Source organism: Comamonas sp. 26 (genome assembly GCF_002754475.1).
Classification (GTDB): domain Bacteria; phylum Pseudomonadota; class Gammaproteobacteria; order Burkholderiales; family Burkholderiaceae_C; genus Comamonas.
Window position 1 is genome coordinate 665,289 of sequence record NZ_PEFL01000003.1, and the last position, 24,913, is coordinate 690,201.

25 protein-coding genes are annotated in these 24,913 nt (G+C 59.6%); 15 read left to right on the forward strand and 10 right to left on the reverse strand.

Features of this window, described 5'->3' with window-relative positions; all coding sequences use genetic code 11:
* Both CLU84_RS21240 and CLU84_RS21245 read right to left on the reverse strand, forming a co-directional pair.
* Complete coding sequence (locus tag CLU84_RS21240; protein ID WP_233210339.1) at positions 1-423, reverse strand: hypothetical protein; 423 nt, start codon at positions 421-423, stop codon at positions 1-3.
* A 105-nt stretch (positions 424-528) separates the two neighbouring features.
* The gene (locus CLU84_RS21245; protein WP_369826901.1) at positions 529-1,053 is read right to left on the reverse strand and encodes a MarR family winged helix-turn-helix transcriptional regulator; all 525 of its coding nucleotides are present in this window, start codon (positions 1,051-1,053) and stop codon (positions 529-531) included.
* A 117-nt stretch (positions 1,054-1,170) separates the two neighbouring features.
* Here CLU84_RS21245 and CLU84_RS21250 point away from each other — a divergent pair, with 117 nt between their 5' ends.
* The 8 genes from CLU84_RS21250 to CLU84_RS21285 all read left to right on the forward strand — a co-directional run bounded on the left by CLU84_RS21250 (position 1,171) and on the right by CLU84_RS21285 (position 9,749).
* Positions 1,171-3,483, forward strand: coding sequence for a bifunctional salicylyl-CoA 5-hydroxylase/oxidoreductase (locus CLU84_RS21250; protein WP_099740102.1), 2,313 nt, complete (start codon positions 1,171-1,173; stop codon positions 3,481-3,483).
* Positions 3,480-4,250, forward strand: a complete 771-nt coding sequence (locus tag CLU84_RS21255; protein ID WP_099739955.1) for an SDR family NAD(P)-dependent oxidoreductase — start codon at positions 3,480-3,482, stop codon at positions 4,248-4,250. The genes CLU84_RS21250 and CLU84_RS21255 overlap by 4 nt, the downstream gene beginning before the upstream one ends.
* Positions 4,251-4,272: 22 nt before the next feature.
* Positions 4,273-5,127: an enoyl-CoA hydratase family protein gene (locus CLU84_RS21260; RefSeq protein WP_099739956.1), complete on the forward strand. Its 855-nt coding sequence runs from the start codon at positions 4,273-4,275 to the stop codon at positions 5,125-5,127.
* Between the two features lies 1 nt (position 5,128).
* Positions 5,129-6,292, forward strand: coding sequence for an acyl-CoA dehydrogenase family protein (locus CLU84_RS21265; RefSeq protein WP_099739957.1), 1,164 nt, complete (start codon positions 5,129-5,131; stop codon positions 6,290-6,292).
* Between the two features lie 53 nt (positions 6,293-6,345).
* Positions 6,346-7,968 (forward strand): benzoate-CoA ligase family protein, encoded by a 1,623-nt coding sequence (locus tag CLU84_RS21270; protein ID WP_369826894.1) that lies wholly within the window; start codon positions 6,346-6,348, stop codon positions 7,966-7,968.
* A gap of 76 nt (positions 7,969-8,044) precedes the next feature.
* Positions 8,045-8,506: a thioesterase family protein gene (locus CLU84_RS21275; RefSeq protein ID WP_099739958.1), complete on the forward strand. Its 462-nt coding sequence runs from the start codon at positions 8,045-8,047 to the stop codon at positions 8,504-8,506.
* A gap of 2 nt (positions 8,507-8,508) precedes the next feature.
* Positions 8,509-8,901 (forward strand): RidA family protein, encoded by a 393-nt coding sequence (locus CLU84_RS21280; protein WP_099739959.1) that lies wholly within the window; start codon positions 8,509-8,511, stop codon positions 8,899-8,901.
* Positions 8,902-9,077: 176 nt separating this feature from the next.
* Positions 9,078-9,749, forward strand: a complete 672-nt coding sequence (locus CLU84_RS21285; RefSeq protein WP_099739960.1) for a GDSL-type esterase/lipase family protein — start codon at positions 9,078-9,080, stop codon at positions 9,747-9,749.
* A gap of 15 nt (positions 9,750-9,764) precedes the next feature.
* Here the strand turns inward: CLU84_RS21285 and CLU84_RS21290 are convergent, their stop codons facing one another.
* The 3 genes from CLU84_RS21290 to CLU84_RS21300 form a co-directional block, all read right to left on the reverse strand.
* Positions 9,765-10,949: a phospholipase A gene (locus tag CLU84_RS21290; RefSeq protein WP_099739961.1), complete on the reverse strand. Its 1,185-nt coding sequence runs from the start codon at positions 10,947-10,949 to the stop codon at positions 9,765-9,767.
* 49 nt (positions 10,950-10,998) lie between these two features.
* Positions 10,999-11,322 (reverse strand): hypothetical protein, encoded by a 324-nt coding sequence (locus tag CLU84_RS21295; protein WP_233210331.1) that lies wholly within the window; start codon positions 11,320-11,322, stop codon positions 10,999-11,001.
* A 113-nt stretch (positions 11,323-11,435) separates the two neighbouring features.
* Complete coding sequence (locus CLU84_RS21300) at positions 11,436-13,508, reverse strand: ATP-dependent helicase (RefSeq protein WP_099740104.1); 2,073 nt, start codon at positions 13,506-13,508, stop codon at positions 11,436-11,438.
* A 282-nt stretch (positions 13,509-13,790) separates the two neighbouring features.
* Between CLU84_RS21300 and CLU84_RS21305 the strand changes: the two genes are divergently transcribed.
* From CLU84_RS21305 to CLU84_RS21325, 5 genes are all read left to right on the forward strand, one after another.
* Complete coding sequence (locus CLU84_RS21305) at positions 13,791-14,528, forward strand: hypothetical protein (protein WP_099739963.1); 738 nt, start codon at positions 13,791-13,793, stop codon at positions 14,526-14,528.
* A complete protein-coding gene (locus CLU84_RS21310) occupies positions 14,525-15,088 on the forward strand; it encodes an ATP/GTP-binding protein (RefSeq protein ID WP_099739964.1) in 564 nt (187 codons plus the stop codon). Before CLU84_RS21305 ends, CLU84_RS21310 begins: the two co-directional genes overlap by 4 nt.
* The gene (locus CLU84_RS21315) at positions 15,085-15,483 is read left to right on the forward strand and encodes a roadblock/LC7 domain-containing protein (protein WP_099739965.1); all 399 of its coding nucleotides are present in this window, start codon (positions 15,085-15,087) and stop codon (positions 15,481-15,483) included. Before CLU84_RS21310 ends, CLU84_RS21315 begins: the two co-directional genes overlap by 4 nt.
* An 84-nt stretch (positions 15,484-15,567) precedes the next feature.
* The gene (locus CLU84_RS21320; protein WP_099739966.1) at positions 15,568-15,927 is read left to right on the forward strand and encodes a hypothetical protein; all 360 of its coding nucleotides are present in this window, start codon (positions 15,568-15,570) and stop codon (positions 15,925-15,927) included.
* A gap of 126 nt (positions 15,928-16,053) precedes the next feature.
* On the forward strand, positions 16,054-17,004 hold the full coding sequence (locus CLU84_RS21325; RefSeq protein ID WP_099740105.1) for an AEC family transporter: 951 nt from the start codon (positions 16,054-16,056) through the stop codon (positions 17,002-17,004).
* Positions 17,005-17,170: 166 nt separating this feature from the next.
* Here CLU84_RS21325 and CLU84_RS21330 read toward each other — a convergent pair whose 3' ends face one another.
* The 4 genes from CLU84_RS21330 to hemE form a co-directional block, all read right to left on the reverse strand.
* On the reverse strand, positions 17,171-18,292 hold the full coding sequence (locus CLU84_RS21330; protein ID WP_099739967.1) for a type II asparaginase: 1,122 nt from the start codon (positions 18,290-18,292) through the stop codon (positions 17,171-17,173).
* Positions 18,293-18,488: 196 nt separating this feature from the next.
* Positions 18,489-18,629, reverse strand: a complete 141-nt coding sequence (locus CLU84_RS22720; protein ID WP_369826895.1) for a hypothetical protein — start codon at positions 18,627-18,629, stop codon at positions 18,489-18,491.
* Positions 18,584-20,668, reverse strand: coding sequence for a primosomal protein N' (priA, locus tag CLU84_RS21335; RefSeq protein WP_369826896.1), 2,085 nt, complete (start codon positions 20,666-20,668; stop codon positions 18,584-18,586). The genes CLU84_RS22720 and priA overlap by 46 nt, the downstream gene beginning before the upstream one ends.
* Before the next feature lie 693 nt (positions 20,669-21,361).
* Positions 21,362-22,477 carry a uroporphyrinogen decarboxylase gene (gene hemE, locus CLU84_RS21340; RefSeq protein WP_099739968.1) on the reverse strand — a complete coding sequence of 372 codons (1,116 nt, stop codon included), beginning with the start codon at positions 22,475-22,477 and terminating at the stop codon, positions 21,362-21,364.
* 294 nt (positions 22,478-22,771) lie between these two features.
* On the opposite strand from hemE, the gene CLU84_RS21345 reads away from it, so the two are divergent.
* The gene (locus CLU84_RS21345) at positions 22,772-23,626 is read left to right on the forward strand and encodes a GNAT family N-acetyltransferase (protein WP_099739969.1); all 855 of its coding nucleotides are present in this window, start codon (positions 22,772-22,774) and stop codon (positions 23,624-23,626) included.
* A 68-nt stretch (positions 23,627-23,694) separates the two neighbouring features.
* Here the strand turns inward: CLU84_RS21345 and CLU84_RS21350 are convergent, their stop codons facing one another.
* Positions 23,695-24,210: a hypothetical protein gene (locus CLU84_RS21350; RefSeq protein ID WP_099739970.1), complete on the reverse strand. Its 516-nt coding sequence runs from the start codon at positions 24,208-24,210 to the stop codon at positions 23,695-23,697.
* 303 nt (positions 24,211-24,513) lie between these two features.
* Here CLU84_RS21350 and CLU84_RS21355 point away from each other — a divergent pair, with 303 nt between their 5' ends.
* Positions 24,514-24,900, forward strand: coding sequence for a VOC family protein (locus tag CLU84_RS21355; RefSeq protein ID WP_099740106.1), 387 nt, complete (start codon positions 24,514-24,516; stop codon positions 24,898-24,900).
* Positions 24,901-24,913: the final 13 nt, after the last annotated feature.

The following is a 24,913-nucleotide window of genomic DNA, read 5'->3' on the forward strand; positions in this document are numbered from 1 at the left end:
TCAGGCGGCGCGGCGCTGCTGGCTGGATTCGCGTCTTTGCCAGCTGCTGCGGCCGGCGTTACGGTGGGCATTCAACTTGCCATGCGGCATGCTGGCAAGGCGCATCAGCATCCAGCGGCAGTAGCCCTGCACGCGCAGGCATTTGTTGATTTCTTCTTCGGGCAGTGGGCCCGACACTACAACCAGCCGGTCTGCGGCTTCCCAGTCGCCCGCCATGCGCAGGCGGCGTTGTGCCCCCATGGCCCATGAATTGATCCGGGTGGGCGGGCCGTGCTGGTGCACGCGGCCAGTGATGCGATCAAAAGCAATGGCGACCAGCTCGGTCTTGAGGCGGTAAGGGCGCTCACCCGTGATGGCGTTGGGCGCATCACGCATGTCGTACAGATAGTAGTGCCCGGATCTGAGCTGATACATCAGATGCAGTAAATCCATGAAGCATGCCCTCAAGCCTGTGGCGCGCAAGACTGCGTGCAGGGATTCTCTACGAAATCGCCTGAAAGAGGGCGTTTTTCGGCCTTGGTGCGAGTTTCAGCTGTTTTCCGGGACGCTCAGTACCTGCCTTAAGCGCCCCAGCTGCTCGTACAGCGCATGGGTGTTTTTGCCACCCAGCGGGGCCAGCAACTGCTCAAGCCATTGCTCATGGGCGGCGGCCATGGTTTTGAACTGCTTTTTCCCTGTCCGCGTCAGCCGCACCGTCATGGAGCGGCGATCTTCTTCATCGGCCACGCGTTCCACCCAGCCTTCGGCGACCAGCTGATCGGTCAGTCCCGTCACATTGCCGCCAGTCACCATCAGGTATTCAGACAGCGTTTTCATGCGCAGTCCTTTGGGGAAGCGGCTGAGCTGCGCCAAATAGTCAAAGCGCGGCAAGGTGGTGCCGAACTCATTGCGCAGCTGCGTGCGAATGAGTTGTTCGATCTGTGTGCTGCAAGTCAGCAGGCGCAGCCACAGGCGAACGGCCTGATGGTCGTCATGTGACAGACCGGCTTCGCGCCCCAAGGCTTCTGGCGTGGGGGTGGGTGTATCCAAGTTTTTCTGGGCCATGGATGGCATGGTGCTCATGCTGAGATTTTTGTGATTCAGGGTTTGGCCTGATTTTAGTGAAAAATTCAAACATCAATAATTTAGACATAAAGTAATTTTTTAACGTGTCTGGAGCGGATGGCTGTCATGAAAATTGTCTGCATAGGTGGTGGCCCCGCTGGCCTTTACTTCGCACTGCTGATGAAGCAGATGAACCCGGCTCATGATGTGACGGTGGTGGAGCGCAACAAGCCCTATGACACTTTTGGCTGGGGCGTGGTTTTCTCTGATGCCACCATGGACAATATGCGCGACTGGGACCCGGTCACCGCTGCGCAGGTGGAGCAGGCGTTCAACCACTGGGATGACATTGAGCTGTTGTTCAAGGGGCGCAAGATTCGCTCTGGCGGCCATGGTTTTGTAGGCATTGGGCGCAAGCACCTGCTCAACATCCTGCAAGCGCGCTGTGAACAGCTTGACGTCAAGCTCGTCTTCGAGACGGATGCACAAAGCGACGAAGACTATGCGGATGCCGACCTCATCATCGCCAGCGATGGTGTGAACTCCCGTATCCGCACGCTGCACGCCGACATTTTCAAGCCCGATATCGTCACCCGCCCCAACCGCTTTATCTGGCTGGGAACCAAGAAGGTATACGAGGCGTTCACGTTTGACTTTGTACGCACCGAGCACGGCTGGTTTCAGGCCCATATCTACAAGTTTGACGACGAGACATCGACTTTCATCGTCGAAACCACGGAAGAAACCTGGAAGGCCAGCGGCCTTGATACCGCTGACCAGGAGCAGTCCATCGCCTTCTGCGAAAAGCTGTTTGAGGGCAACCTGCAGGGCGAAAAGCTGATGACCAATGCTCGCCATTTGCGTGGCTCGGCGTGGATCAATTTTCAGCGCGTGGTGTGCGATCAATGGTGGCTGCGCAATGCCAAGGGCAGCCATGTGGTGCTGATGGGCGATGCGGTACACACGGCGCACTTTGCGATTGGCTCTGGCACCAAACTGGCGATTGAAGATGCGATTGAGCTGGCGCGCCAGTTCAAGCAGATGGGCGATGTACCTGCACAAATCCCTGCGGTGCTGACTGCTTACCAGGAGGCGCGCCGTGTGGAGACGTTGCGCATCCAGAACGCGGCCTGGAATGCAATGGAATGGTTTGAGGTCTGCGGCAAGCGCTATTGCGACCAGCTGGAGCCTGAGCAGTTCATGTACTCCATGCTCACGCGCAGCCAGCGCATCAGCCACGAGAACCTCCGTCTGCGCGATGCGGCGTGGCTGGGTGGCTACGAGCAATGGCTGGCTGAAAAGAATGGCGTGCAGACGCAAGGCAAAGCGCCGCCGCCCATGTTTTTGCCCTACCGGCTGCGCAGCCTCACGCTCAAGAACCGCATCGTGGTCTCGCCCATGGCGCAGTACTCAGCGGTAGATGGCGTGCCCGGCGATTTCCATTTGGTGCACTTAGGGGCGCGGGCCATGGGCGGGGCCGGACTGGTGTTTGCCGAGATGGCCTGCGTCAGCCCCGAGGGCCGTATCACCCCCGGCTGCCCCGGCACCTATTCCGACGAGCAAAAGCAAGCTTGGAAGCGCATCAGCGACTGGATTCATGCCAATACCGATGCCAAGTTCGCCATGCAAATCGGCCATGCCGGCGCCAAGGCATCGACCCGGCTGGCGTGGGATGGCACCGACTTGCCGCTGGAGCAGGGCAACTTGCCGATCATGGCCGCGTCAGAGCAGCAATATCTGCAAGGCGTAAGCCAGATATCCAAAGCCATGACCCGCACCGACATGGATGAAGTGCTGCAGCAGTTTGTGCACGCCGCGCAGATGGCGGCTGATATTGGCGTGGACTGGCTGGAGCTGCACTGCGCGCACGGCTATCTGCTGTCTGGCTTTATCTCGCCGCTGACCAATCACCGAAGCGATGAATACGGCGGAAGTCTGGCAAACCGCTTGAGTTACCCGCTGGAGGTGTTCAAGGCTGTGCGAGCCGTGTGGCCGGAAGATAAGCCCATGTCCGTGCGCATCTCGGCCCATGATTGGGTGCCGGGTGGCACCACTCCGGAAGATGCGGTGGAGATCGCCAAGGCCTTCAAGGCTGCGGGCGCAGACTTGATCGACTGCTCGTCCGGTCAGGTCAGCAAGCTCGAAAAGCCCGTGTTTGGCCGTATGTACCAGACCCCTTTTGCCGACCGTGTGCGGCAAGAAGCTGGTATTGCCACCATGGCCGTGGGCGCGATCAGCGAGGCTGATCATGCGAACAGCATCATCGCCGCAGGCCGAGCCGATTTGTGCGCCGTGGCGCGCCCGCATCTCGCCAACCCGGCGTGGACGCTGACCGAGGCCGCCAAGATTGGCTACACCGCCATCGCCTGGCCCAAGCAGTACTATGCGGGCAAGCGCCAGATGGAAAGCCTGTTCGAACGTGAGAAGGCTCAGAAATGACGTGCGATTTGAACGATCAACACGCTTTGGTGACCGGCGCTGGTCAAGGCATTGGCGAGGCCATCGCCCGCCAGCTGCTGGCCAGCGGTGCACGCGTCACGGTGCTGGGGCGGCGTGCCCATCCGCTGCAAAAACTGGTGGATGAGCACCCCGGTCGTTGCCAGATGGTGCTGGCCGATGTGGCGAATGAATCAGAGGTCAATGCGGCGTTTGCGCAGGCGGTAAGCGCGCAAGGTGCTATCAATATCTTGGTCAACAACGCAGGCCAAGCCAGCAGCACACCGTTCATGAAGATGGATGCTGCGCATTGGCAGCAGATGCTGGCCGTCAATCTCACCGGCACCATGTATTGCATGCAACAAGTGCTGCCCGCTATGGCGGCTGCTGGCTGGGGCCGCATCGTTAACGTGGCCAGCACAGCGGGGCTGGTGGGCTATGCCTATGTGGCGGCTTATGTAGCAGCCAAGCATGGGGTGGTGGGGCTGACGCGAGCGCTGGCGCTGGAGTACGCCAAAAAAGGAATCACCGTGAATGCGGTGTGCCCCGGCTATACCGAAACGGACATTGTCAAAACCAGCATCGAACGCGTGGTGGAGAAAACAGGCCGCAGCGCCGATGAGGCAATGGCCGAGTTCGTCAAAAGCAACCCGCAAGGTCGACTGGTGCAGCCGCAAGAGGTGGCTGATGCGGTGCTGTGGCTTTGCGGTAAAGGTGCAGCAAGTATGACGGGCCAGTCCATAGCCGTTGCCGGTGGCGAAGTGATGTAGTCGTGAATGGGTGGAGAAACGCATGAGTGAATATCAAATCGATCCGGCGCTGGTCGCTGGCAACCACAAGCCGCTGGCTGGCTATCAGGCCACGCACTTCCAGTGGCAAGTGACAGATGGCGTAGCGACGATCACGCTGAATCGGCCTGAGCGAAAGAACCCGCTGACGTTTGAGTCATACGCCGAGCTACGCGACCTTTTTCACAACCTCAAGTGGGCGACCGATGTGAAGGCGGTGGTGCTGGTCGGCTCGGGTGGCAATTTCTGCTCGGGCGGCGATGTGCATGAAATCATCGGTCCGCTGGTGGCGCTGAAGGCACCTGAGTTGCTGATGTTCACCCGCATGACCGGTGAGCTGGTCAAGATGATGCGGGCCTGCCCGCAGCCCATCATCGCAGCAGTAGATGGTGTGTGCGCCGGTGCGGGTGCCATCATGGCCATGGCGTCAGACATGCGCTTGGGAACGGCGCGCAGCAAGACGGCGTTCTTGTTCAACCGCGTGGGACTGGCGGGCTGCGACATGGGGGCCTGCGCATTTTTGCCACGCATCATTGGGCAGGGGCGGGCCAGCGAGCTGCTCTACACCGGTCGCAGTCTGGGTGGTGAAGAGGGCGAACGCTGGGGATTTTTTAACCGTCTGTGCGAGCCTGAAGCCGTGCTGGCTGAGGCGCAGAAGCTGGCCGCCGATCTGGCCGCAGGTCCGAGCTTCGCCAATGGCATCACCAAGACCATGCTGCACCAGGAGTGGGCCATGACGATTGAGCAAGCCATTGAGGCCGAGGCGCAGGCGCAGGCCATCTGCATGCTGACCGAAGATTTCTCGCGGGCGTATCACGCCTTTGTGGCCAAGCAAAAGCCTCAGTTCGAAGGGAATTGACATGGCAGACACCAGCTATCTGAAATGGCCTTTTTTCGAACCGCACCACGCCCGGCTGGCGCAGTCGCTTGATGCCTGGGCTACGCAGAATATTGCGCATATACATGGCACTGATGTGGATGCCGAATGCAAGCAACTGGTCAAGGCGCTGGGTGAGGCCGGCTGGCTCAGACATGCCGTGGCAGGCCCGGCCTATGGCGGCGCTAGCGAGCAGATTGATACGCGCGCTATTTGTCTGATTCGCGAGACGCTGGCGCGGCACAGCGGGCTGGCCGACTTTGCGTTTGCCATGCAGGGGCTGGGTTCTGGCGCAATCTCGCTGGCGGGCACAGAAGAGCAGAAAAAACGCTACCTGACACGCGTTGCCAAAGGCGATGCGATTGCAGCCTTTGCATTGTCAGAGCCTGATGCAGGGTCGGATGTCGCCGCCATGGCCTGCGAGGCCACGCTGGATGGTGATCAATACGTCATCAATGGCGAGAAGACATGGATATCCAACGGCGGCATTGCCGATATCTACGTCGTCTTTGTACGCACGGGCGAGGCACCAGGCGCGCGCGGCATCTCAGCGCTGATTGTGGAGGCAGGCACGTCCGGGTTTGAGATTGCCGAGCGCATCAATGTGATTGCGCCGCACCCGCTGGCGCGGCTCAAGTTCAGCAACTGCCGCGTGCCAGTGAGCCAGCGTGTGGGCGTGGCGGGTGAAGGATTCAAGGTCGCAATGCGCACGCTGGATGTATTTCGCACCTCAGTCGCCGCCGCATCGCTGGGCTTTGCGCGCAGGGCGATGGACGAGGCCTTGTACCGCGTGACCACGCGCAAGATGTTCAATGGCGTGCTGGCGGACTTTCAGCTGACGCAGGCCAAGATTGCGCAGATGGCGACGCAGATTGACAGCGCCGCGCTGCTGACCTATCGCGCCGCATGGATGCGCGACCAGGGCGAGAACGTGACGCGCGAAGCGGCGATGGCCAAGATGACGGCGACGGAAAACGCCCAGCAGGTGATTGATGCGGCCGTGCAGATCTGGGGTGGGCTGGGCGTGGTCAGCGAGCAGCCGGTAGAGCGCCTGTACCGCGAGATTCGCGCCCTGCGCATCTACGAAGGTGCGACCGAGGTGCAGCAGCTCATTATTGGGCGCGATGTCATCAAAAACCATAGCTGATACCGCTCATTGCTAAAGCGATAGAGCCTGTTTTTGCTTGAAAGGTCGGAGTCATGTCGAACACCGTGTCGTACACCGCGCATATCGATACCTTTGCGGCTGACCACCTGCCGCCGCCCGAGCTGCAGCCCGAGTTCATCTTCGAGCTGCCTGCGCTGCAATTCCCCGAGCGATTGAACTGCGCGGTGGAATTACTCGACAAGCATGTGCGCGAAGGGCGAGGTGAGCGCCTCTGCATTCAGGCCGCAGGCCTGCGCTGGACTTATGCCGACCTGCAGGAAAAGGCCAACCGCATTGCCAATGTGCTGGTGCAGCAAGGCCTGGTGCCCGGTAACCGCGTGCTGCTGTGCGCGCCCAACAACCCGATGATGGTGGCCAGCTGGTTTGGCGTCATTAAAGCCGGTGGTGTGGCCGTGGCTGCCATGCCGTTGCTGCGGGCCAAAGAACTGTCCACCATTGTCGATATTGCGCAGGTCAGCCATGCGCTGTGCGATGAGGCTTTGCGCACCGAGGTAGTGGGTGCCAAAGACAAATGCGCGGTGCTGCAGCATGTGCTGTTCTTCAATAGCAATAACGCTGCCGATGCGCTGGAGCCCTTGATGCAGGCAGCATCAACACAGTTCAACGCAGTCGATACGGCTGCGACGGACACTTGCCTGCTGGGCTTTACCTCGGGCACCACGGGCATTCCCAAAGCCACCATGCACTTTCACCGCGATGTGATGGCGGTGTGCGCCTGCTGGCCGGTGAGCACGTTGCGCGCCAATGCCGACGATGTGTTTATTGGCACCCCGCCGCTGGCGTTTACCTTTGGGCTGGGCGGGCAAGTGCTGTTTCCCATGGCCATTGGCGCGAGCATGGCCTTGCTGGAAAAAGCCGGCCCCATGCAACTGGTGGATGGGCTGGAAAAATTTGGTGCCACGGTGATGTTTACCGCACCCACTTCGTACCGCGTAATGGCACAACAAAGCGAGCGTCTGCGCAGAACCAAGCTGCGCAAATGCGTATCAGCGGGCGAGGCATTGACGGCATCGACACGCGCCCTGTGGAAGGCCGCCACGGGCATTGAAATCATCGACGGCCTTGGGTCGACCGAGATGCTGCACATCTTCATCTCGCACCGCGAAGAAGATGCGCGCCCCGGTGCCACCGGTAAGGCGGTGCCTGGCTACCATGCCAAGGTGGTGGGTGACGATGGCCATGAGCTTCCCGCAGGCACCGTGGGAAAGCTGGCCGTGCAAGGGCCTACGGGCTGCCGTTACCTGAATGACAGCCGCCAGACCAAATACGTAAGCCGGGGCTGGAACCTGACAGGCGATGCGTATTTGATGGACGAAGACGGCTACTTCATCTACCAGGCGCGCACGGACGACATGATCATCTCGGCGGGCTACAACATCGCCGCACCCGAGGTGGAAGAGGCGCTGATGCAGCACGCCGCAGTGGCTGAATGCGCCGTGATTGGCGTGCCAGACAGCGAGCGCGGCCAGATCGTCAAAGCCTTTGTGGTGCTGCGTGCAGGCTATGCCGCAAGCGATGCCATGGGCATGGAGCTGCAGGACTTTGTGAAGAGCACGGTGGCCCCCTACAAATATCCGCGCGCGGTGCAATTTGTGGCCCAGCTGCCGCGCACGGCCACGGGCAAGCTGCAGCGCTTTCGCCTGCATGAAACCTGATTGCTATGTTTTTAAAAGCTGCATGCGCTTGACTGGTGAGGTCTACAGGCTGTTTTGATGGAAAGAGCTGATTTTTATGAATGACGTGGTGGATAGTTCAAAGCGCTTTGCGGTGCAGGTGCCGATTCGATTTGCGCACTGCGATCCGGCTGGAATCATCTTCTTTCCGCAGTATCTGGTGCTGTTTAACGGGCTGGTGGAAGACTGGTTCGATCAGGCGCTGGGCGTGAGCTATGCGCACATGCTGCAGGTCGACAGAGTGGGCCTGCCCATCGTTCATCTGGAGTGCGATTTTCGCGCTGTCACCCGCATGGGTGAGAGGGTGAATATGGGCCTGACCATCAGCAAGCTGGGCAACCGTTCATTGACGCTGGCGCTGGACTGCACCGGGCCTGATGGTCAGCTGCGTGTAGCCGCGCAGAAGGTGCTGGTCTTCACCAGTCTGCAGACGCATCAGGCCATTACTGTCCCCTCTCATATACGCCAGGCCATGGAGCGCTGGTTGAGTTCATCCAATCCATCAGAAAACAGGAGTTGAACATGCAAGTACTGCTGCCACCGGGCTGGCCCCGGCCCAAGGGATATGCGAATGGCGTTGCCGTGAGTGGTCGCCAGATTTATGTGGCCGGCATGATCGGCTGGGATGCACATGGGCAGTTCCACACCGATGATCTGGCGGGGCAGGCCCGGCAGGCCATGCAGAACATTGTGGAGGTGCTGGCGGCAGGCGGGGCCAAGCCCGAGCACATCGTGCGCATGACCTGGTACATCACAGACAAGAAGGAATATCTGGCCCAGCAGGCCGAAATCGGCAAGGCATACCGCGAGCTGATTGGCTCCTTCAGCGTGGCAATGACTGCGGTGCAGGTGGCCGCACTGATTGAAGACCGGGCAAAGGTAGAAATTGAAGTGACGGCGGTGGTGCCGGACTGATCCCCCGTCTGATCTTGCATAGCCGCTGGGCTTTGGCTGCAGCGGCTTTTTTATGGCTGATGAACGGCTGTTTTTCTGTTGTGCAGAAATGCATGCTCTGGAGTGCGGGGACTGGGCTATTCTCGGCGAGAAGGGGCTTACCCAGTCGCTGCCATTCCATTGTTTTGAGAGATGTCATGAAGCCGATATTTGACCCATACCGACGCCATGTTCTTAAAGGTTTTCGTGCCGCTGCCGTAGTGGCTGGCAGCACTATGCTGCTGACGGCCTGCGGTAAAAAAGTGCCTAAAGCAGTGGCCATTTCCGCAGGTTCAACCGTGCTGGCGCTGGGCGATTCTTTGACGCAAGGCGTGGGTGCCAGTGCGGATGCGGCCTACCCCAGCGTGCTGGCTGAGCGCACGGGCTGGAAGGTGGTGAATGCCGGTATCTCGGGCGAGACCAGCAGCCAGATTGCAGCGCGGCTGCCCGGTTTGCTTGATGAGCATCAGCCCGCCTTGGTGATCTTGTGTGCCGGTGGCAATGACTGGCTTCAGCGCAAGAGCGCGCAAGCGGTGCAGGCCGATATCAACGGCATGCTGCAGTTGTGCAAAAGCAAAGCCATTCCCGTTCTGCTGGTGGCGGTGCCTGAACTGAGTCTGAGCGCTGCGCTGACAGGGCGCATGAAGGATCACGTTATCTACAAAACATTGGCCGAAGACAAGAAGGTGCCTCTGCTGGCCGATGCATGGAGCCATGTACTCAGCGATAGCACGCTGCGCGCTGATCAGGTGCATGCCAATGCCGCTGGCTATGCCCGGTTCACGGACCTGCTCGTGACCCAGGTCAAGGTTTCAGGTTTTCTGGCCTGAAGCCGATTGCTGCGCTTAAAAGTCCAGCAGGCTCAGGCCTACGCTCAAGACCGTACGTTTTTTGTTGTAGTCGATCAGGCTGTCGCCATAGCCGCTGAACAGCTGGACATGCAGGCGCAGATTGCTCTTGCCGCCGTTCCAGCCTTCGCCCAGCGTGCGCAGCCATTCAACGCGCCCCGAGCCCTTGCCTTGGCCTAGTGAGCCGCGTGCGGTCACGCTGAGGTAGTTTTGCTGATTTACGTTCCAGCCCAGCTTGATTTCTCCGCGGCCTATGTAGTCCTGGATGTAGGGATTGTCGTCTTCCAGAGCGCTTTCTTTTATGCGCTTCCAGATCTTGGCGTTGACCTGCCAACGGTTGCCCAGCTCGGCCCCGGTCATCAGGTACCAGCGGTTCCAGCTGCGTGAGAGCGGATTGCTCTGGCCGTTGGACTGGTGCACCAGCCCAATGCCGGAATAGCGCCAGCGCCAGCCAAAGGGCAGCTTGGCGTCTGTGGGGTAGACGTAAAAGACTTCGGGCTCATGGTCCGTGGTGCGGAAGGGGCGCGAGATGTCGCTGTTGAACAGCTGCCAGTAAGACTGCTGAGAATAGCCAAACCACAGCGAGTCCTTGCCGGTCGATGTAGGACCGGTCAGCAGGCCGGAGGCAATCTTGGTACGTGCCGAGAGCTGCAGTCGCATCTCATGCTTCTGATAGGGCTGTTCGGTGGCCAAGCCACGGCTTGGCGAGTAAGGCTGTTGGTTGACCTCATCACCTACGGCCACGGAGACGGACATGGGCCGGTAGCCACGGAAGTTGAAGGTGCCGCAGTCAGAGCCGGGCTCCAGCTCAAAGTAGCGCGACATTTCGCTGTAGCGCGGGTCGCGGCAGCCGCCGTTGGTGGGCGTCAGGGCCAGGCCGGTCTCGGTCACGGCGATCACGGGTGCGGCATTGCTGGGGGGAGCTTGCGCAGCGGGGTCCTGCGCGCTGGCTACGGGCGCAATCCAGGTTGTTGCCGGCGGTGGGGTTTGCGGGTTTTGTTTGAGTGCCCAGGCATCAAAGCAGGCCAGGCGATCGGTATTGCTGGTGGTGGCGGCGCATTGCTGCCAGCTTTCTGGGGCCGGTGTTTCAGCGCTGCGGGCTAGGGATGGAGTCAGGCCGGTCATCAGCGCAAGGCTGATGCTCAGAGTCAAAGGGTGCAGTGCGAGGGGGCGTTGGCTCATGGGTCAAAGGGTTTTCAGGCGGGTTGCCAAGGGCAGCATCGGGAGCCGTTCAAGGCTTGGCCTTGCGCATGATGAACGCATGAGGTGGAACATTTTCTCCCTCTAGGTAACTGCCGTGAATTTCTGTGCCGCAGCTGCCTTCAGCGACCTCTCCGAGCCAGGTGCCGGTGATGCGTGAGCCATCTGCGCTTTCTTCCAGCGTAACAGAGCCCTGGTTCACATCGCCCACCATGGGGTGGTTGCTGCCGGGGCGGCTGACACTGCCTTTGACATTGCCTTCCCACTCAGGGTGCGGGCCCAGAACGATGCGAATGCTTTCGTCACTGTCTTTGATTGAGCCTAGCCATTCGCCCTGCAGTTGCTTGTCGGACATCTGCCAGTCTTGCGGGCAAGGGCTGGTGATGCTTGAGTCGAATTGCGCCCAAGCGCCCGTTGCACAAGCGCTTGCAGCTATGAAAAGCAGAGTTTTCAGAGTCATGTTGGGTATCAGTTGGCGGCACCCGGTGCGGCCGGGTTTTTGCGTGCGGCAAATTCTTCGCGCAGTTTGCGCAGCTTTTCGCGCGGGTCTTCCTTGGCGGTGGCTGCATCCAGCCCCATCTCTTTGATGAAGCGGCTGGGCATGCAGGCCACCATTTCACGACCTTTTTTGCGGCGTTTGGTCCAGCTTACGGCCAGCGTGCGCTGGGCGCGGGTGATGCCCACGTACATCAGGCGGCGCTCTTCCTGTAGGCGGGCCGCTGTTTCATCACTGACCTTTAGCTGCTTGCCATTGTCATCGTCGAGCTTGAAGGGCAGCATGCCCTCGGTCACGCCGACCTGCATGACATGCGGCCACTCCAGACCTTTGGACGCGTGCAGGGTGGAGAGCACGACCATGTCCTGCTCTTTCTCCCGTTCACTGATGGTCGAAAGCAGGGCGATATTCTGCGAGACCTCCAGCAGGCTTTTGACCTCGGTCTCTGTGGTCGTGCCTGCGGCATCTTCAATCTTGCCGCCTGCGCGCTGTGCCATCCAGTCGCAGAACTCCAGCACATTGCTCCAGCGTGCAGCGGCTACGGATTCACTGTCTTCGCTGTCGTACAGATACTGTTCGTAGCCAATTTCCTTGAGCCAGTCCATCAAAAAGGCACGAGAAGCATCAACTCCCAAAGTATTGCGAGCGCGATACTCCAGGTCGTTGATATAGCGTCCAAACTCCAGCAGGCTCTCGAAGGCCTTCTTGGGCAGTGCGTCCTCCAGCATGGCGTTGAAAAGCGCGCCAAACATGCTCAGTTTGTGTGCGCCTGAGAATTCGCCCAGCTTGCCTAAGGTGGTGTGGCCAATGCCGCGCTTGGGTGTGCCGATGGAGCGCAGAAATGCGGGGTCATCATCGTTGTTGATCCAGAGGCGGAACCAGGCGCACAGGTCCTTGATTTCAGCCCGGTCAAAGAAGCTGGTGCCGCCTGAGACCTTGTACGGAATGCTGGCCTTGCGCAGCGCCTTTTCAAACGGTTTGGCCTGGTGATTGGCGCGGTAGAGGATGGCGAAATCCTTCCATGCAGGCTGTGGGTTCATGCTGGCGCGCAGGCTCTGAATGCGGGCCACGGCACGCTCGGCTTCATGCTCTTCGGTGTCGCAGTCGACGATGCGTACGGGCTCGCCTTCACCCAGTTCCGAGAACAGGGTCTTGGGAAACAGCTTGGGGTTGGGGCCGATTACATTGTTGGCTGCCCGCAAAATGGCGCTGGTGGAGCGATAGTTCTGCTCCAGCTTGATGATCTTGAGCTGCGGAAAATCGACCGGCAGTTTCTTCAGATTGTCCAGCGTGGCACCGCGCCAGCCGTAGATGCTCTGGTCATCGTCACCCACAGCGGTAAAGTGGCCGCGCTCGCCCACCAGCATCTTCAGCAAATCGTATTGCGTGGCGTTGGTGTCTTGGTATTCATCGACCAGCACATGGCCCAGCAGTCGTTGCCATTTCTCGCGTACTTCCGGGTGGCCTTTGAGCAGTCGCATGGGCATGCCGATCAGGTCGTCAAAGTCCACGCTCTGGTAGGCGGTCAGGCGTTCTTCATAGCGCTGCATTATGAGGGCCGTGCTGCGCTCGTTGTCGTCCTGGGCCATTGCCAGCGCCTTGCGGCTATCCCAGCCGTTGTTTTTCCAGCCGCTGATAGTCCACTGCCACTGGCGCGCGGTGGCCACATCGGTGGTGCCCCCGGCGCAGTCTTTCAAAATGCCGGTCACATCATCAGTATCCAGAATGCTGAACTTGGGCTTGAGGCCGAGGATGTGACCATCCTCGCGCACCATGCGCACGCCAAGTGAGTGGAAGGTGCAGATCAGCACTTCCTTGGCCTGACGGCCAATGAGCCCGGCAGCGCGTTCGCGCATTTCAGCAGCAGCCTTGTTGGTAAAGGTAATGGCCGCAATGCGGCGGGGTGCTAGACCCGTCTCGATCAGGCGACCAATCTTGTGCGTAATCACACGGGTCTTGCCCGAGCCGGCTCCGGCCAGAACAAGGCAGGGGCCTTCGGTGTAATGCACGGCCTGAAGCTGAGCGAGATTGAGACCAACGGACATGACGCAGAGTGACCCATCATCAAAAACAAGGACTGGCAGCATACCGCCTCACTGCGAACAGCTCTGATCGCGCTTCTCACAACTGACAAAAAGGAGGGACACAGTAAGCGTTTTGCCTACATTGGCGGTTACGCAAAGCTTCAATAATTAGTTGTAAGAAGGTGTTATTTTTGTAGTGTGAAAGATTGTGTAATGCCTGCCTGAATATGCCGAGTATCAAGTGAATTTGCTATGGTTTGATATGGGCTATTTATTTTTTCTATAACAGTTAGGGTACTTTGCATGGCGAGAACCATTGGTGAAGTGAGCTTGGCTGCAGAGCTCTGGACGCCAGCTGTACAGCAGCGCTTTGAGTCTCTGTTTGCTGTGGCTGCACGCAAGTCACTGTCTGGTTGGCGTCAGGTGCCCAGGCATTCGGCTGAAGTGCTGGTACTTGAAGGCTTTGCGCCTCTGATTTCGAAGGACGAGACAAAGGCTCCCTGTGTGGTTTACGTGGGCGGCGAAGCCTCTACGCAGCCGCTGGGGCGCTCTTCGCAGGGCTGGGCCGCGCATCTGGATGTGGACTTCACGCTATCCGATCTGATTGACATGCTCGATCGTGCGGCGGTCTTTCTCATGGACTGGAGAGCACGCCAGAAAGCCAGCGTCACGCTGACTTTGCAGCGGGCTCTGGAAGAGCTTCAGCAGCAAGGCCTTGACTGCATGCACCGCTTTCAGCTGCGCTCGTGGGTCGCGTTGCCCGGCAGTGCGAACACGGCGCAGAACATGCGGGTGCTGGCACTGTTGTCGCGCGGACCGATTGATGCCAAGTCCATCAGCGATCATTCGGGCATTGAGATGCCTCAATTGTTTACCCTGATGTCCCTACCTCAGGTTCAGGCAGTATTGCGTTGCAGCTTGCGTAGCTCTCAGGAGCCCTCTGCAGCGCCCATATCAACAAAAACGCAGCCAGCTACGTCGGTTACGCGCCAATGGGTGAGCAAGTTGACGGGCTGGATTGCGCGCGGAGGACGTTCATGACACCTTTTATGCCCCAGCCTGGTCAAGGCTTGATGCGGGTAAGCCTTTTAGGCCCGATGGGCATAGGCAAGACCACGGCTTTGCGCAGTCTTTGCGGACAGCTCATGGCGGGCAGCGATGTTCGTAATCTGGACAAAGGGGCGCACGCCAAAGAGTTCACCACAGTTGGTGCCGAGTTTGGCGAAATTGACCTTGGCTCTGGCGAACGTCTGCAGCTTGTAGGCAGCCCTGGCCAAGACCGTTTTGACTTTGTGCGACGCTGGGTGCTTTCTGCATCGGTGGGTGCACTGCTGATGGTTGATGTCAATGATGCGGATGCTGTGGAATACGCCTCCGAGATGTTGACCGGTGCGGCGGAGCTGGACTCTGCGCCTTTGATGATTCTCCTCAGCTGCCGCACAGCCAATGGTGCGCAGCTGGAAGCTTTCAGTGCGGCCTTGATGGCCAAGGGCCATGACGTTGTGCCCGTTGTCGAGGCTGATCCCCGTGATCGCCAGCAGATGCTGGACGCCCTCGGTGTGCTGGCATCTCTGCTGTCCCTGCAAAGTCAGACCCTATGAAGAACCATACTCCTTTTGTGATCCCGGCTCATGTCATTGAGGCCGGCCAAGAAATTCTGACGCGTGTGGTGGCCCCGGTGCCTGGCGTGCATATTGCGTTGCTTTGCACCCCCGATGGGTTCGAAATTACGGCGCTGCGCATTCGCAGTGAGTTGCCTACTGAGCGACTGTCCGCCATGGCGGGATCGCTCATGGCCATGGCCAAGGCCGTGGCCAATGAAATAAGTCACAAGGATTGCAGGCGCCTGACGTTTGAGACGGAGTCGGGCACGGTGGTTTTCCAGGCGGTAAACGGGTCATTTCCGGCGGTTCTCTGTCTGGTTGTCGATCAGAACGCCTTGCTGGGTCGCGCACTCTGGGCGGCTGGTGAGGTTTCAACCGGGTTCCTGCCCTGAAAACAGGCGCACCGGGGTTCTGTGTTTGAAAGTATGCGCAGTGGTTGCGTAGGTTCCTTGTCTTGCTTTTTATAAGGTGGATTTATGCCCTCTATTCAAGATTCTCTGAACGCTCTGATGACTTCTGACGGCTCCATTTGTGGTGCACTGGTCGACAGTACCAGTGGCATGCTGATGGGGAGCGTGGGCGGTGGGGTGGACATGGAACTGGCCGCTGCTGGCAACACCGAAGTGGTGCGCGCCAAGCTCAAGACCATGCGCATGCTGAACCTGAACGATCAGATCGATGACATCCTGATTACGCTGGGAAAGCAATATCACATCATCCGTCCGGTGTCTGCCAATGACGGCGTGTTCTTTTACCTGGTGCTGGACAAGTCTCGTGCCAACCTGGCTCTGGCTCGCCGCAAGGTGGCCGAAGTGGAAAAAGAGCTCAAGATCTGAGGCGTTCAGCTGCGCCGTTTACAAAAGCCTGCCTTGTGCAGGCTTTGTTTTTGGGTATGGCTTTGGCTGAATTTTTTTCATGGCGCAGGTGCAGGAGCGAAACCTGAGCGCTGTCACAATTTGTGCGTGCTGTCCGTACTACTCATTACCTTCCCCTTCTTTGCGCTGGTGGCCTGCGGCTTCATTGCCACCTGGCGCGGCGTACTGCCTCAGGCAGCGATTCCCGGCCTGAACGCCTTTGTGCTGTTCTTTGCGCTGCCCTGCATGCTGTATCGCTTTGGCGCGCAGACGCCCATTCATCAACTGCTGGATATCAACGTCACCCTGGTCTATCTGCTGTGCGCCGCTGTGATGGTGGGTGCCACGGTCTTGCTGACCCGCAGGCGCATGGGCTGGAACGATGCGGCCTTTGGCGCGCTGGTTGCCGCCTTTCCCAACACCGGCTTCATGGGTGTGCCCATGCTGGCAGCCCTGTTGGGCGCGCAAAGTGCGGGGCCGATCATTGTCACTATGGCCATAGACATGATCATCACCACCTCCGTCTGCATCGCGCTGTCGCGGCTGGATCTGGCGGGTGGCCAAGGTGTCTGGACTGCAGTGCGCAACTCGCTCAGGGGCATGGCTGCCAACCCCATGCCCTGGTCCATATTGCTGGGCGGTCTGGCATCGGTCATGGGCTGGGTGCTGCCCGGCCCTGTGGATAAAACCGTGGCCATGCTGGCGGGGGCTGCCTCTCCCGTCGCCCTGTTCACCATCGGCGCGGTGCTGGCTCGCTCTCAAATGAATAGCCACGAAAACGTGGCCGCACGTGACTATGTGCCGATTGCACTGGCCAAACTCATCATCCACCCCCTGCTGGTCTGTGCTGTGGGCATGAGCGCCATGGCCATGGGCCTGTCGCTGAGCCATGAAAAACTGGTTGTGCTTGTGCTGCTGGCTGCACTGCCATCCGCCAGCAATGTCTCCTTGCTGACCGAGCGCTACGGCGCTCACAGCGGCCGCATCGCCAGAATCATCTTGGTCTCGACCAGCTTGGCTTTTCTGACCTTTTCTGCCGCTGTGGCCTTGATGATCTAGCAAAAACAATAGCGGCTTGCGCAAGTAACACCTGCGCAAGCCGCTGTTTTGACCTTTAACCTGAAATAACGCATGGCCCAGCAAAGAGGCAGCCAGCAAGAGCCGCCTCGCGGCAAAGGCTGCCGTCCCCTTGAGGGGGAGGCGCGCTAGCGCCTCAGGGGTGGGCTCAATACTCCCAGAACATCCGCTGCAGTTCCTGGGTGCTCGCGCCCTTGGTCAGCGCCAGCATGGTCAGCAGGCGGGCCTTTTCGGGGCGCATATCGTGGGCGACGACCCAGTCGTACTTGTCATCAGGCTGCTCGGCGTTGCGCAGTACAAAGCCATAAGGCACGCGCGATGAGCGAACGATGAGCGTGCCCTTGGCGCGCGCATCCTGCAGGGGCTTGACCATGCGGTCAGCCACCGAGCCATTGCCGGTACCTGCGTGAACAATGGCCTTGGAGCCTGCGGCCACCAGCGCATTCACCGCCGTGGGCTGCACGCTGCCGTAGGCGTAGACGATGTCGACCTGAGGCAGTTTGTCGATGTTGTCGATGTTGAACTCGGAGTTATTGGTGTGGCGCTTGACGGGCGCGCGGAACCAGTAGTTCTTGCCCTCGACTACCATGCCCAGCGGGCCCCACTGGCTCTTGAAGGCACCGGTCTGGATATTGATGTCCTTGTTCACATCGCGGGCGGTGTTGATCTCGTCATTCATGGTGACAAAGACGCCCTTTCCCTTGGCATCTTTGGAGCCCGCTATGCTGACGGCGTTGAGCAGATTCAGCGCACCGTCTGCAGACAGGGCCGTGCCCGGGCGCATGCTGCCGACTACGGCGATGGGTTTGTCGGTGTGCACGGTCAGGCTCAGGAAGTAGGCGGTCTCGGCCAGCGTGTCCGTGCCGTGGGTGATGACGATGCCGTCTACATCGGCCTGCTTGGAAAGCTGCGAGACGCGCTTGGCCAGGGTCAGCAGGTTGTCGTTGGTAAAGCTTTCAGAGGCGATCTGGAAGACCTGCTCGCCGCGCACATTGGCGACTTGCGCCAGCTCTGGCAGGCCGGCCAGCAACTTGTCCACAGGTACCTTGGCAGCGGTATAGGTGGCGCTGTTGACGGTGGAAGCACCTGCTCCTGCAATGGTGCCGCCTGTGGCCAGCACTACCACATTGGGCTTGGCTGTCTGGGCTTTGGCGGCCTGCATGGCTGCAGGAGAGGCATCCTGGGCCAGCGCTGCGCCGGGTGCAGACAGAACGCCGAGAACGGCAATGGTGGCGGCCAGCAGTGTCTGGCGGAAGGCTTGTTTTTGCATGAAGTAGTGCTCCGTGATTGAATGAAACGGCCTCTTGTGGAGCCGAGCTTCACACCATGCAATAGCCATACCGGCTTGCCCATTCGCGCAAATCCCGATGGATTTGCCAAGCACCTGTAATTTATATAAATTGATAGCTGTAAGTGCTTATAGGTAAAGGGCTTAAGACTTAAAACCCTTAAATTTCTAGAGGCATTTAAATGCTGAGCGGATCCACATCCACCAGCCAGCGTACCAGCGGCCTGTGCTCTGGCAGTCCGCGCAGCCAGTGCATATATTGCTGCCATGCGTTCAGAAAGCGCAGCAGGGCGCTGCGGTTGGTGGCTTCCAGCAACATCTGGGCGCGCTCCACATTGGCCACACGCTGCACGGCCATGGGGATGGGGGGTAGATGAAAACTTCGTCCAGATAGGGCAGGTTTGCATCGCGTGCCACCTGCGTGGCGGCCAGCAGAAAGGCCTGCGCAGCTTCCTGCGTGCGGGCGTCGGCGCGCACTATGGCTTGAAAGGCATAGGGCGGCATGCCGGCATCCAGCCGCTCTTGGAGCTGCTGCTTGGCAAAGGCCGGGTAGTCGTGTTTGCGCAGCGCGGCGTAGACGGCGTTTTGCGCGTCGTGGCTTTGAATCCACATCTCAGGGTGGCTGTCCTGCGCCGTCACATATTGCGCATCGCGCCCGGCGCGGCCAGCAGCTTGCATGAGCAGGCAAAACAGCCGCTCTGGCGCGCGGTAGTCGCTTGAGTACAGGGCGCTGTCGGGCTGCACGGCGGCGACCAGTGTGATGCGCCTGAAGTCATGGCCCTTGGCCACCATTTGCGTGCCGACCAGTACATCCACATCGCCGGCATGTACCTGGGCCAGTTGCTGTTCCAGGCTGCCCTTGGCCTTGGTGGTGTCGGCATCAATGCGGCCCACGCGGGCAGGGTTGCCATCGGGGCGCTGCACATTGCGCAGCAGGCGTTCCAGCTCTTCCTGAAGCTGCTCCGTGCCTTTGCCCAGCGGCATGATGTCAGGGTTGCCGCAGCTGGGGCAGGCAAAGGGTACGCGCTGCGTAAAGCCGCAGTGGTGGCAACGCAGGGTGCGGTCGCCTTTGTGAAAGACCTGATGCGCGCTGCAATGCGGGCAGTCGCTCTTCCAGCTGCAGTCTGCGCAAAACAGCACGGGCGCAAAGCCACGGCGGTTGAGCAGAATCAGGCTTTGTTCGCCGCGCTTCACGCGCTCGGTAATCGCGTCCAGCAGCGGTGGGGAGAACACCGCACGCTTGGGCTGCTGGGTCATGTCAACCATGCGCACCCTGGGCAGGCTGGCCGAGCCAATGCGGCTTGGCATATTGAGACGCAGGTAGCGGCCCACTTCGGGCGTGCTGGCATGCCAGCTCTCAAGCGATGGCGTGGCGCTGCCCAGAATTACCTTGGCACCCACCGCGCGACCACGCCACAGGGCCAAGTCGCGGGCGGAGTAACGCGCGCCTTCTTGTTGCTTGTAGCTGGCGTCATGCTCCTCATCGACGACGATCAATGCCAGCTGCGGTACGCTGGCAAAGATGGCCATACGCGTGCCCAGCACAATGCGCGCGCGGCCGGTGTGGGCGGCCAGCCAGCTTTTCAGGCGCTGCGGGTTGGTCATGCCGCTGTGCATGCTGACCACGGCATCTTTGCCATATTGCGGCGTGAAGCGGGCGACAAAGCGCTCTTCCAGCTGGGGCGTGAGATTGATCTCGGGCACCATCACCAGCGCCTGCGCTTGGGGGTTGGCATCCAGAACGGCCTGCACGGCGCGCAGGTAGACCTCGGTCTTGCCACTGCCGGTGCTGCCGTAGAGCAAAAATGGGCCAGATTGCTGCTCGATTTGCTCAAAAACCAAGGCCTGCTCGGCGCTAAGTGCTACCAAAGAGATAGTGGCTGTTGTGGCGACCACCTCGGCAACGGCCACGGTGGTTTCTTCTATGGTTTCGGCCTGCGCCTTTTGGTTGCGGCTTTTGGGGTTTGTGGCTTTGGTTTTTGCGGCCTTGGGCGGAGCCAGCCGCCGCGCCAGCTGCTCGGGCGTCATGTCGCGCAAATGGGGCGGCAGGGCGGATACGGCAATCTCGCCCACGCTGCGCTGGTAGTAGTGGGCGGCAAAGGCCACCAGCCGTCGCCAGTCCTGGCTCAGCGGTGCAATGCCTTCCAGCACCCCGGCAATGCCGCGCAGCTCAATGCCTTCGGGAATGGGCTCTGCGCTAGCGGGCTGATCCCAGACTACGCCCAGCATCTCTCGCTTGCCCAGCGGCACGCGCACCAGCGTGCCGGGTGTCAGCTCCTCATCGCTGCGGTAGCTGAGCAGATCGCCAACGGCACTGTGGGCAGGAGTCTGGACGGCGACGTGAACGATGTGGGACATGGGCGGGAAGAAGGGTTGGGGGTCACCGGTCTGGCCGATGTTCTCAGAGCTATAGCAGATTTTGAGGCCTGCAAAGGCTTTTCAGTCTGTGGATAACTTTGTGAGGAAAAATAGGCCGAAGGCGATGCTCAGAACTTAGAAGTCGGAATTTAGTCAATCTGCAACAAATCCGGTGAATTTAAAAATATATATAAAACAAACACTTATGTTGATTTTTGGCGTTGCTTAAATCTTTGGTGGGCCAAGCGCTTACAAGAAGTCTGCTTTGCCACATCTGTGCATAAATCAGGCTTGGCGCTGCTGTCAACCGAGAAGCTCCCTAAACCTAAATGTGTGCAAACTCCTGCGCAAAGTCTGCAACTCCTTAATAAATAGCACTAATCCAAGCCCTTGCAAGGGGTCGTACCGCTTTTTGCGCGATGCGTGTGGATAACTTTTATCTATCAAGCAAGAGCTACAAGAAAAAATAAAAAAGCGCCAAACCTTGTTGGCGCTTCATTTTTCAGGGTTTGAAATTTAATTCTTTTAAATCAAAGACTTGCTTGGATTTTGTTGTGTTGGGAGCAGGTGATTGTCGCGCAATAACCTTTTGGCTGACTGCGTCGTTAGTCCGGGAAAATCGGGCCAATAGCTCAGAAAGTTAGCAACAAGTGTCATTTCGCGATACACGTAGGCACTTGTTGCTGGTTGGGTTTAGCCCTGTGTGCGCAGCAGGCGCGAGTGGCTATGCACTGCCTCGACCAGTGCGGCCACATGCTCAGGCGGGGTGAACTGGCTGATGCCATGACCCAGATTGAAGATGTGGGTGGGGCCGGTAGTGCTGCGGTCTGTGTGGGGCTTGCCAAAGCTATCGAGCACGGCGCGGGCCTGCGCGGCGACTTGCTCTGGGGCTGCAAACAGCACGTTGGGGTCGATATTGCCCTGCAGTGCCTTGCCGGGGCCGCCGACCTGGCCGCCGACGATGGCGCGGGCCTTGCCCAGATTGGCAGTCCAGTCCAGACCCAGCACTTCGCAGTCCAGATCCTTCATGTCATCCAGCCAGATGCCGCCGCCCTTGGTGAAGACCAGACGGGGCACATCTGTGCCGTCAACGCCAGTGCGCTTGAGCTGGGCCAGCACGCGCTTGGTGTAAGTCAGGCTGAATTCCTGGAAGGCGCCGTCGGCCAGCACGCCGCCCCAGCTGTCAAAAATCATCACGGCCTGAGCGCCTGCGTCGATCTGGGCATTCAGGTACTGGGCCACGCTGTCGGCGTTGACTTCCAGAATGCGGTGCATCAGGTCGGGGCGCGAGTACATCATGGACTTGACGGTGCGGTAGTCGTCGCTGCCTTTGCCTTCGGTCATATAGCAGGCCAGAGTCCAGGGGCTGCCCGAGAAACCGATCAGTGGAACGCGGCCATTCAGCGCCTTGCGGATGCTGGTGACGGCATCGAACACATAGCGCAGCTTGTCCATATCGGGCACGGCCAGTGCGGCCACGGCGGCCTCGTCGCGCACGACCTTGGCAAAGCGCGGGCCTTCGCCTTCGGCAAACGTCAGGCCCAGGCCCATGGCGTCAGGCACCGTGAGGATGTCGCTGAACAGAATGGCGGCATCAAGCGGGAAGCGCTCCAGCGGCTGCAGCGTCACTTCAGTGGCGTAGTCCACATTGGTGGCCAGGCCCATGAAGCTGCCTGCCTTGGCTCTGGTGGCCTTGTACTCGGGCAGGTAACGTCCCGCCTGGCGCATCAGCCACAGGGGCGTGTAGTCAGTAGCCTGGCGACGGCATGCGCGCAGGAAGGTGTCATTGGTCAGGGGGGCGAAGCTCATGACTCGATTGTCGCCCACTCTGGCTTTTCTATTCACCACATTCCCGAGCAGCAATCCTCACCTCTGGGTGATGCAGCGTTTTCAGACCCGCGAACACAAGCCTTGATTCGTCGTTGCTTCGCCTGCCCGTACTTTTGTACTGTCTGCGGCTTCACGGATCTCAGGAGTTTTCACGCAAACGTCATGCAACTGCCATGCAGGCTTCATCTGCGTTTTTCACAATGAGGGCACGCAGACATACCGTGTGGCACAGGCAGGCCGCCGACTGCGTCCAACATTGAGAGGTAAGCAGGCATGAGGCATCCCGAGATACTTGAGGCGATTACCACATCCCAGGCTTCGGCATCGAGATCGCCGCTTGCTTCTCTGCCCAGTCCCGCGAATGCTGCAGCGCCCGCTTTGCGCTTGCAGGTGCGCTGGGCTAGACATCTGGATGAAGTGAGGCAGGCCCAGCGCCTGCGCTACCAGGTCTTTGCCGAGGAAATGGGCGCTGTGCTGCAGACGCCTGTGGCTGGCCACGATGTCGATTTTTACGACGACTTTTGCGAGCACCTGATGATCTGCGATGAAGTGCAGAACAAGGTGATTGGCACTTACCGGCTGCTGACGCCCGCTCAGGCCCGACGTGCCGGTGGTCTGTACAGCGATCAGGAATTCGATCTGACCCCCATCAACGCTTGGCGTGACCAGATGGTGGAACTGGGCCGCAGCTGCGTACATGCTGAGCACCGTCAGGGCGGCGTGATTCTGGCGTTGTGGGGGGCTCTGGCAGAGTTCATGCAGCGTAACCAGCTCGAAGCCATGGTGGGCTGTGCCAGCATTCCCATGCAGTACCCGGGCCTGGCCCATGGTGAAGGCCCGGCACGTATCTGGCAGCAACTGCGCCAGACCCATCTGGCCGAGGCTGGGCTACAGGTTCGCCCGCGTGTGGCCCTGCCTGAAGAGCTGGCGCACATCAGTGATGTGTCGGTCGATGCTTTGAAGGTTGAGCCGCCGGCGCTGATTCAAGGCTATCTGCGTACTGGCGCCAAGGTGCTGGGGGCTCCGGCCTGGGATTGCGACTTCAACACGGCAGACTTGCCCATCATGATGCGCATGCAGGATTTGCCATCGCGCTATCGCCGCCTGTTTGGCCGCAACCAGAACTGAGAGCAGTTTTGAATCAAAACAAGCCTGCGGAAGTCACCGCAGGCTTGTTGGTTCAGACGCCGTTGATTTCAGGCCGCAGGGCTTTTCTCATCCTCCATGCCTTCTGACAGCTGGCCTAGGGAGCTGATCACCAGCCCCAGCATCAGGAAGGCATAGGCCGCAATCGCCAGCAGCAGGCTCATGCTGAAGCCCCATTGCAGAACGGAACAGGCCCATTCCCATGACTCGTACAGTGTGGTGCACTGGTTGCTGGCGGGCATGTGTACGTACCAGGTGATGGCAATCCACATCAGCACCAGCATCAGCACCACGGTGCGCAGCTTGTGGCTAGGCGTCTGCTGCAGGCTGTGCAGCAAGACCAGAGGAATGGCTGCGCCCCAGACAAACATCATCAGCCAGCTGGTTGCAGGCATTTGTTCAAGCATCTGCTGCAGCCAGTGCATCTTGGGCATGCTGTTGATGGCGGCAAGAAAGTCCCAGACAAACGGCAAGGCGATGCCCGCGATGGCCAGACTCGCCAGCGCCAGAGCGCGCAGCAGGCATTGGCGTTGATGGGGCGACGAATGGAGCAGACTGAGATGCATGGCTGACCTCCTGTGCAGTTCAGGCGGGCCGCAGTGGACAAAGCATGCAGGGCTAGCAGAGGCTGGAAACTGCGGTTGAGCCTGGCTTGTGGGCAACTCCAGTCTAAAGCGTTTACCCTGTTTGTGCCATAGGGCTGCTGCGCTTGAGGCAGCCTGCAGCGTGCGGCCGATGTGCGCAGTCGTAAAGTTGATTGCACCCAGTTCATTCGCCGGGCTGGCTCTGGTGCCTGCGCAAAGCCGGGGCTAAGCTTGGCTTGCTCGGCTCAGGGCCATGATCCCGCAGCGCTGGGCAAAGGAGCATTTATGCTGAGCCATTCCGCTGTGACGACGATGCTGCCGGTCATCGATATGGTGCGCGCCCGCGCTTTTTACGAAGAGTGTCTGGGGCTGCAACCGGGGGCGCTGCGACCCGATGGGAAGTTTGTCTATCAGGTTGGCGGCAGTGCCCTGGCCCTGTTCCATAAGCCGGGCGGCACCAAGGCCGAGCACACGGCCATCAGCTTCCAAGTCCCCGATATCGCTGCGAGCATTGAGGCGCTGAAAGGCCGGGGTGTGGTCTTTGAGGACTACGACTTCCCGGATTTCAAGACCGTCAACCATGTTTGTGTGCTGGGGTCCGAGAAGGCAGCCTGGTTCAAGGACACGGAGGGAAATTATCTCTGCCTGCACGAGGAACTGGTGCAGGCCTGAGAAGGCCGGCTGG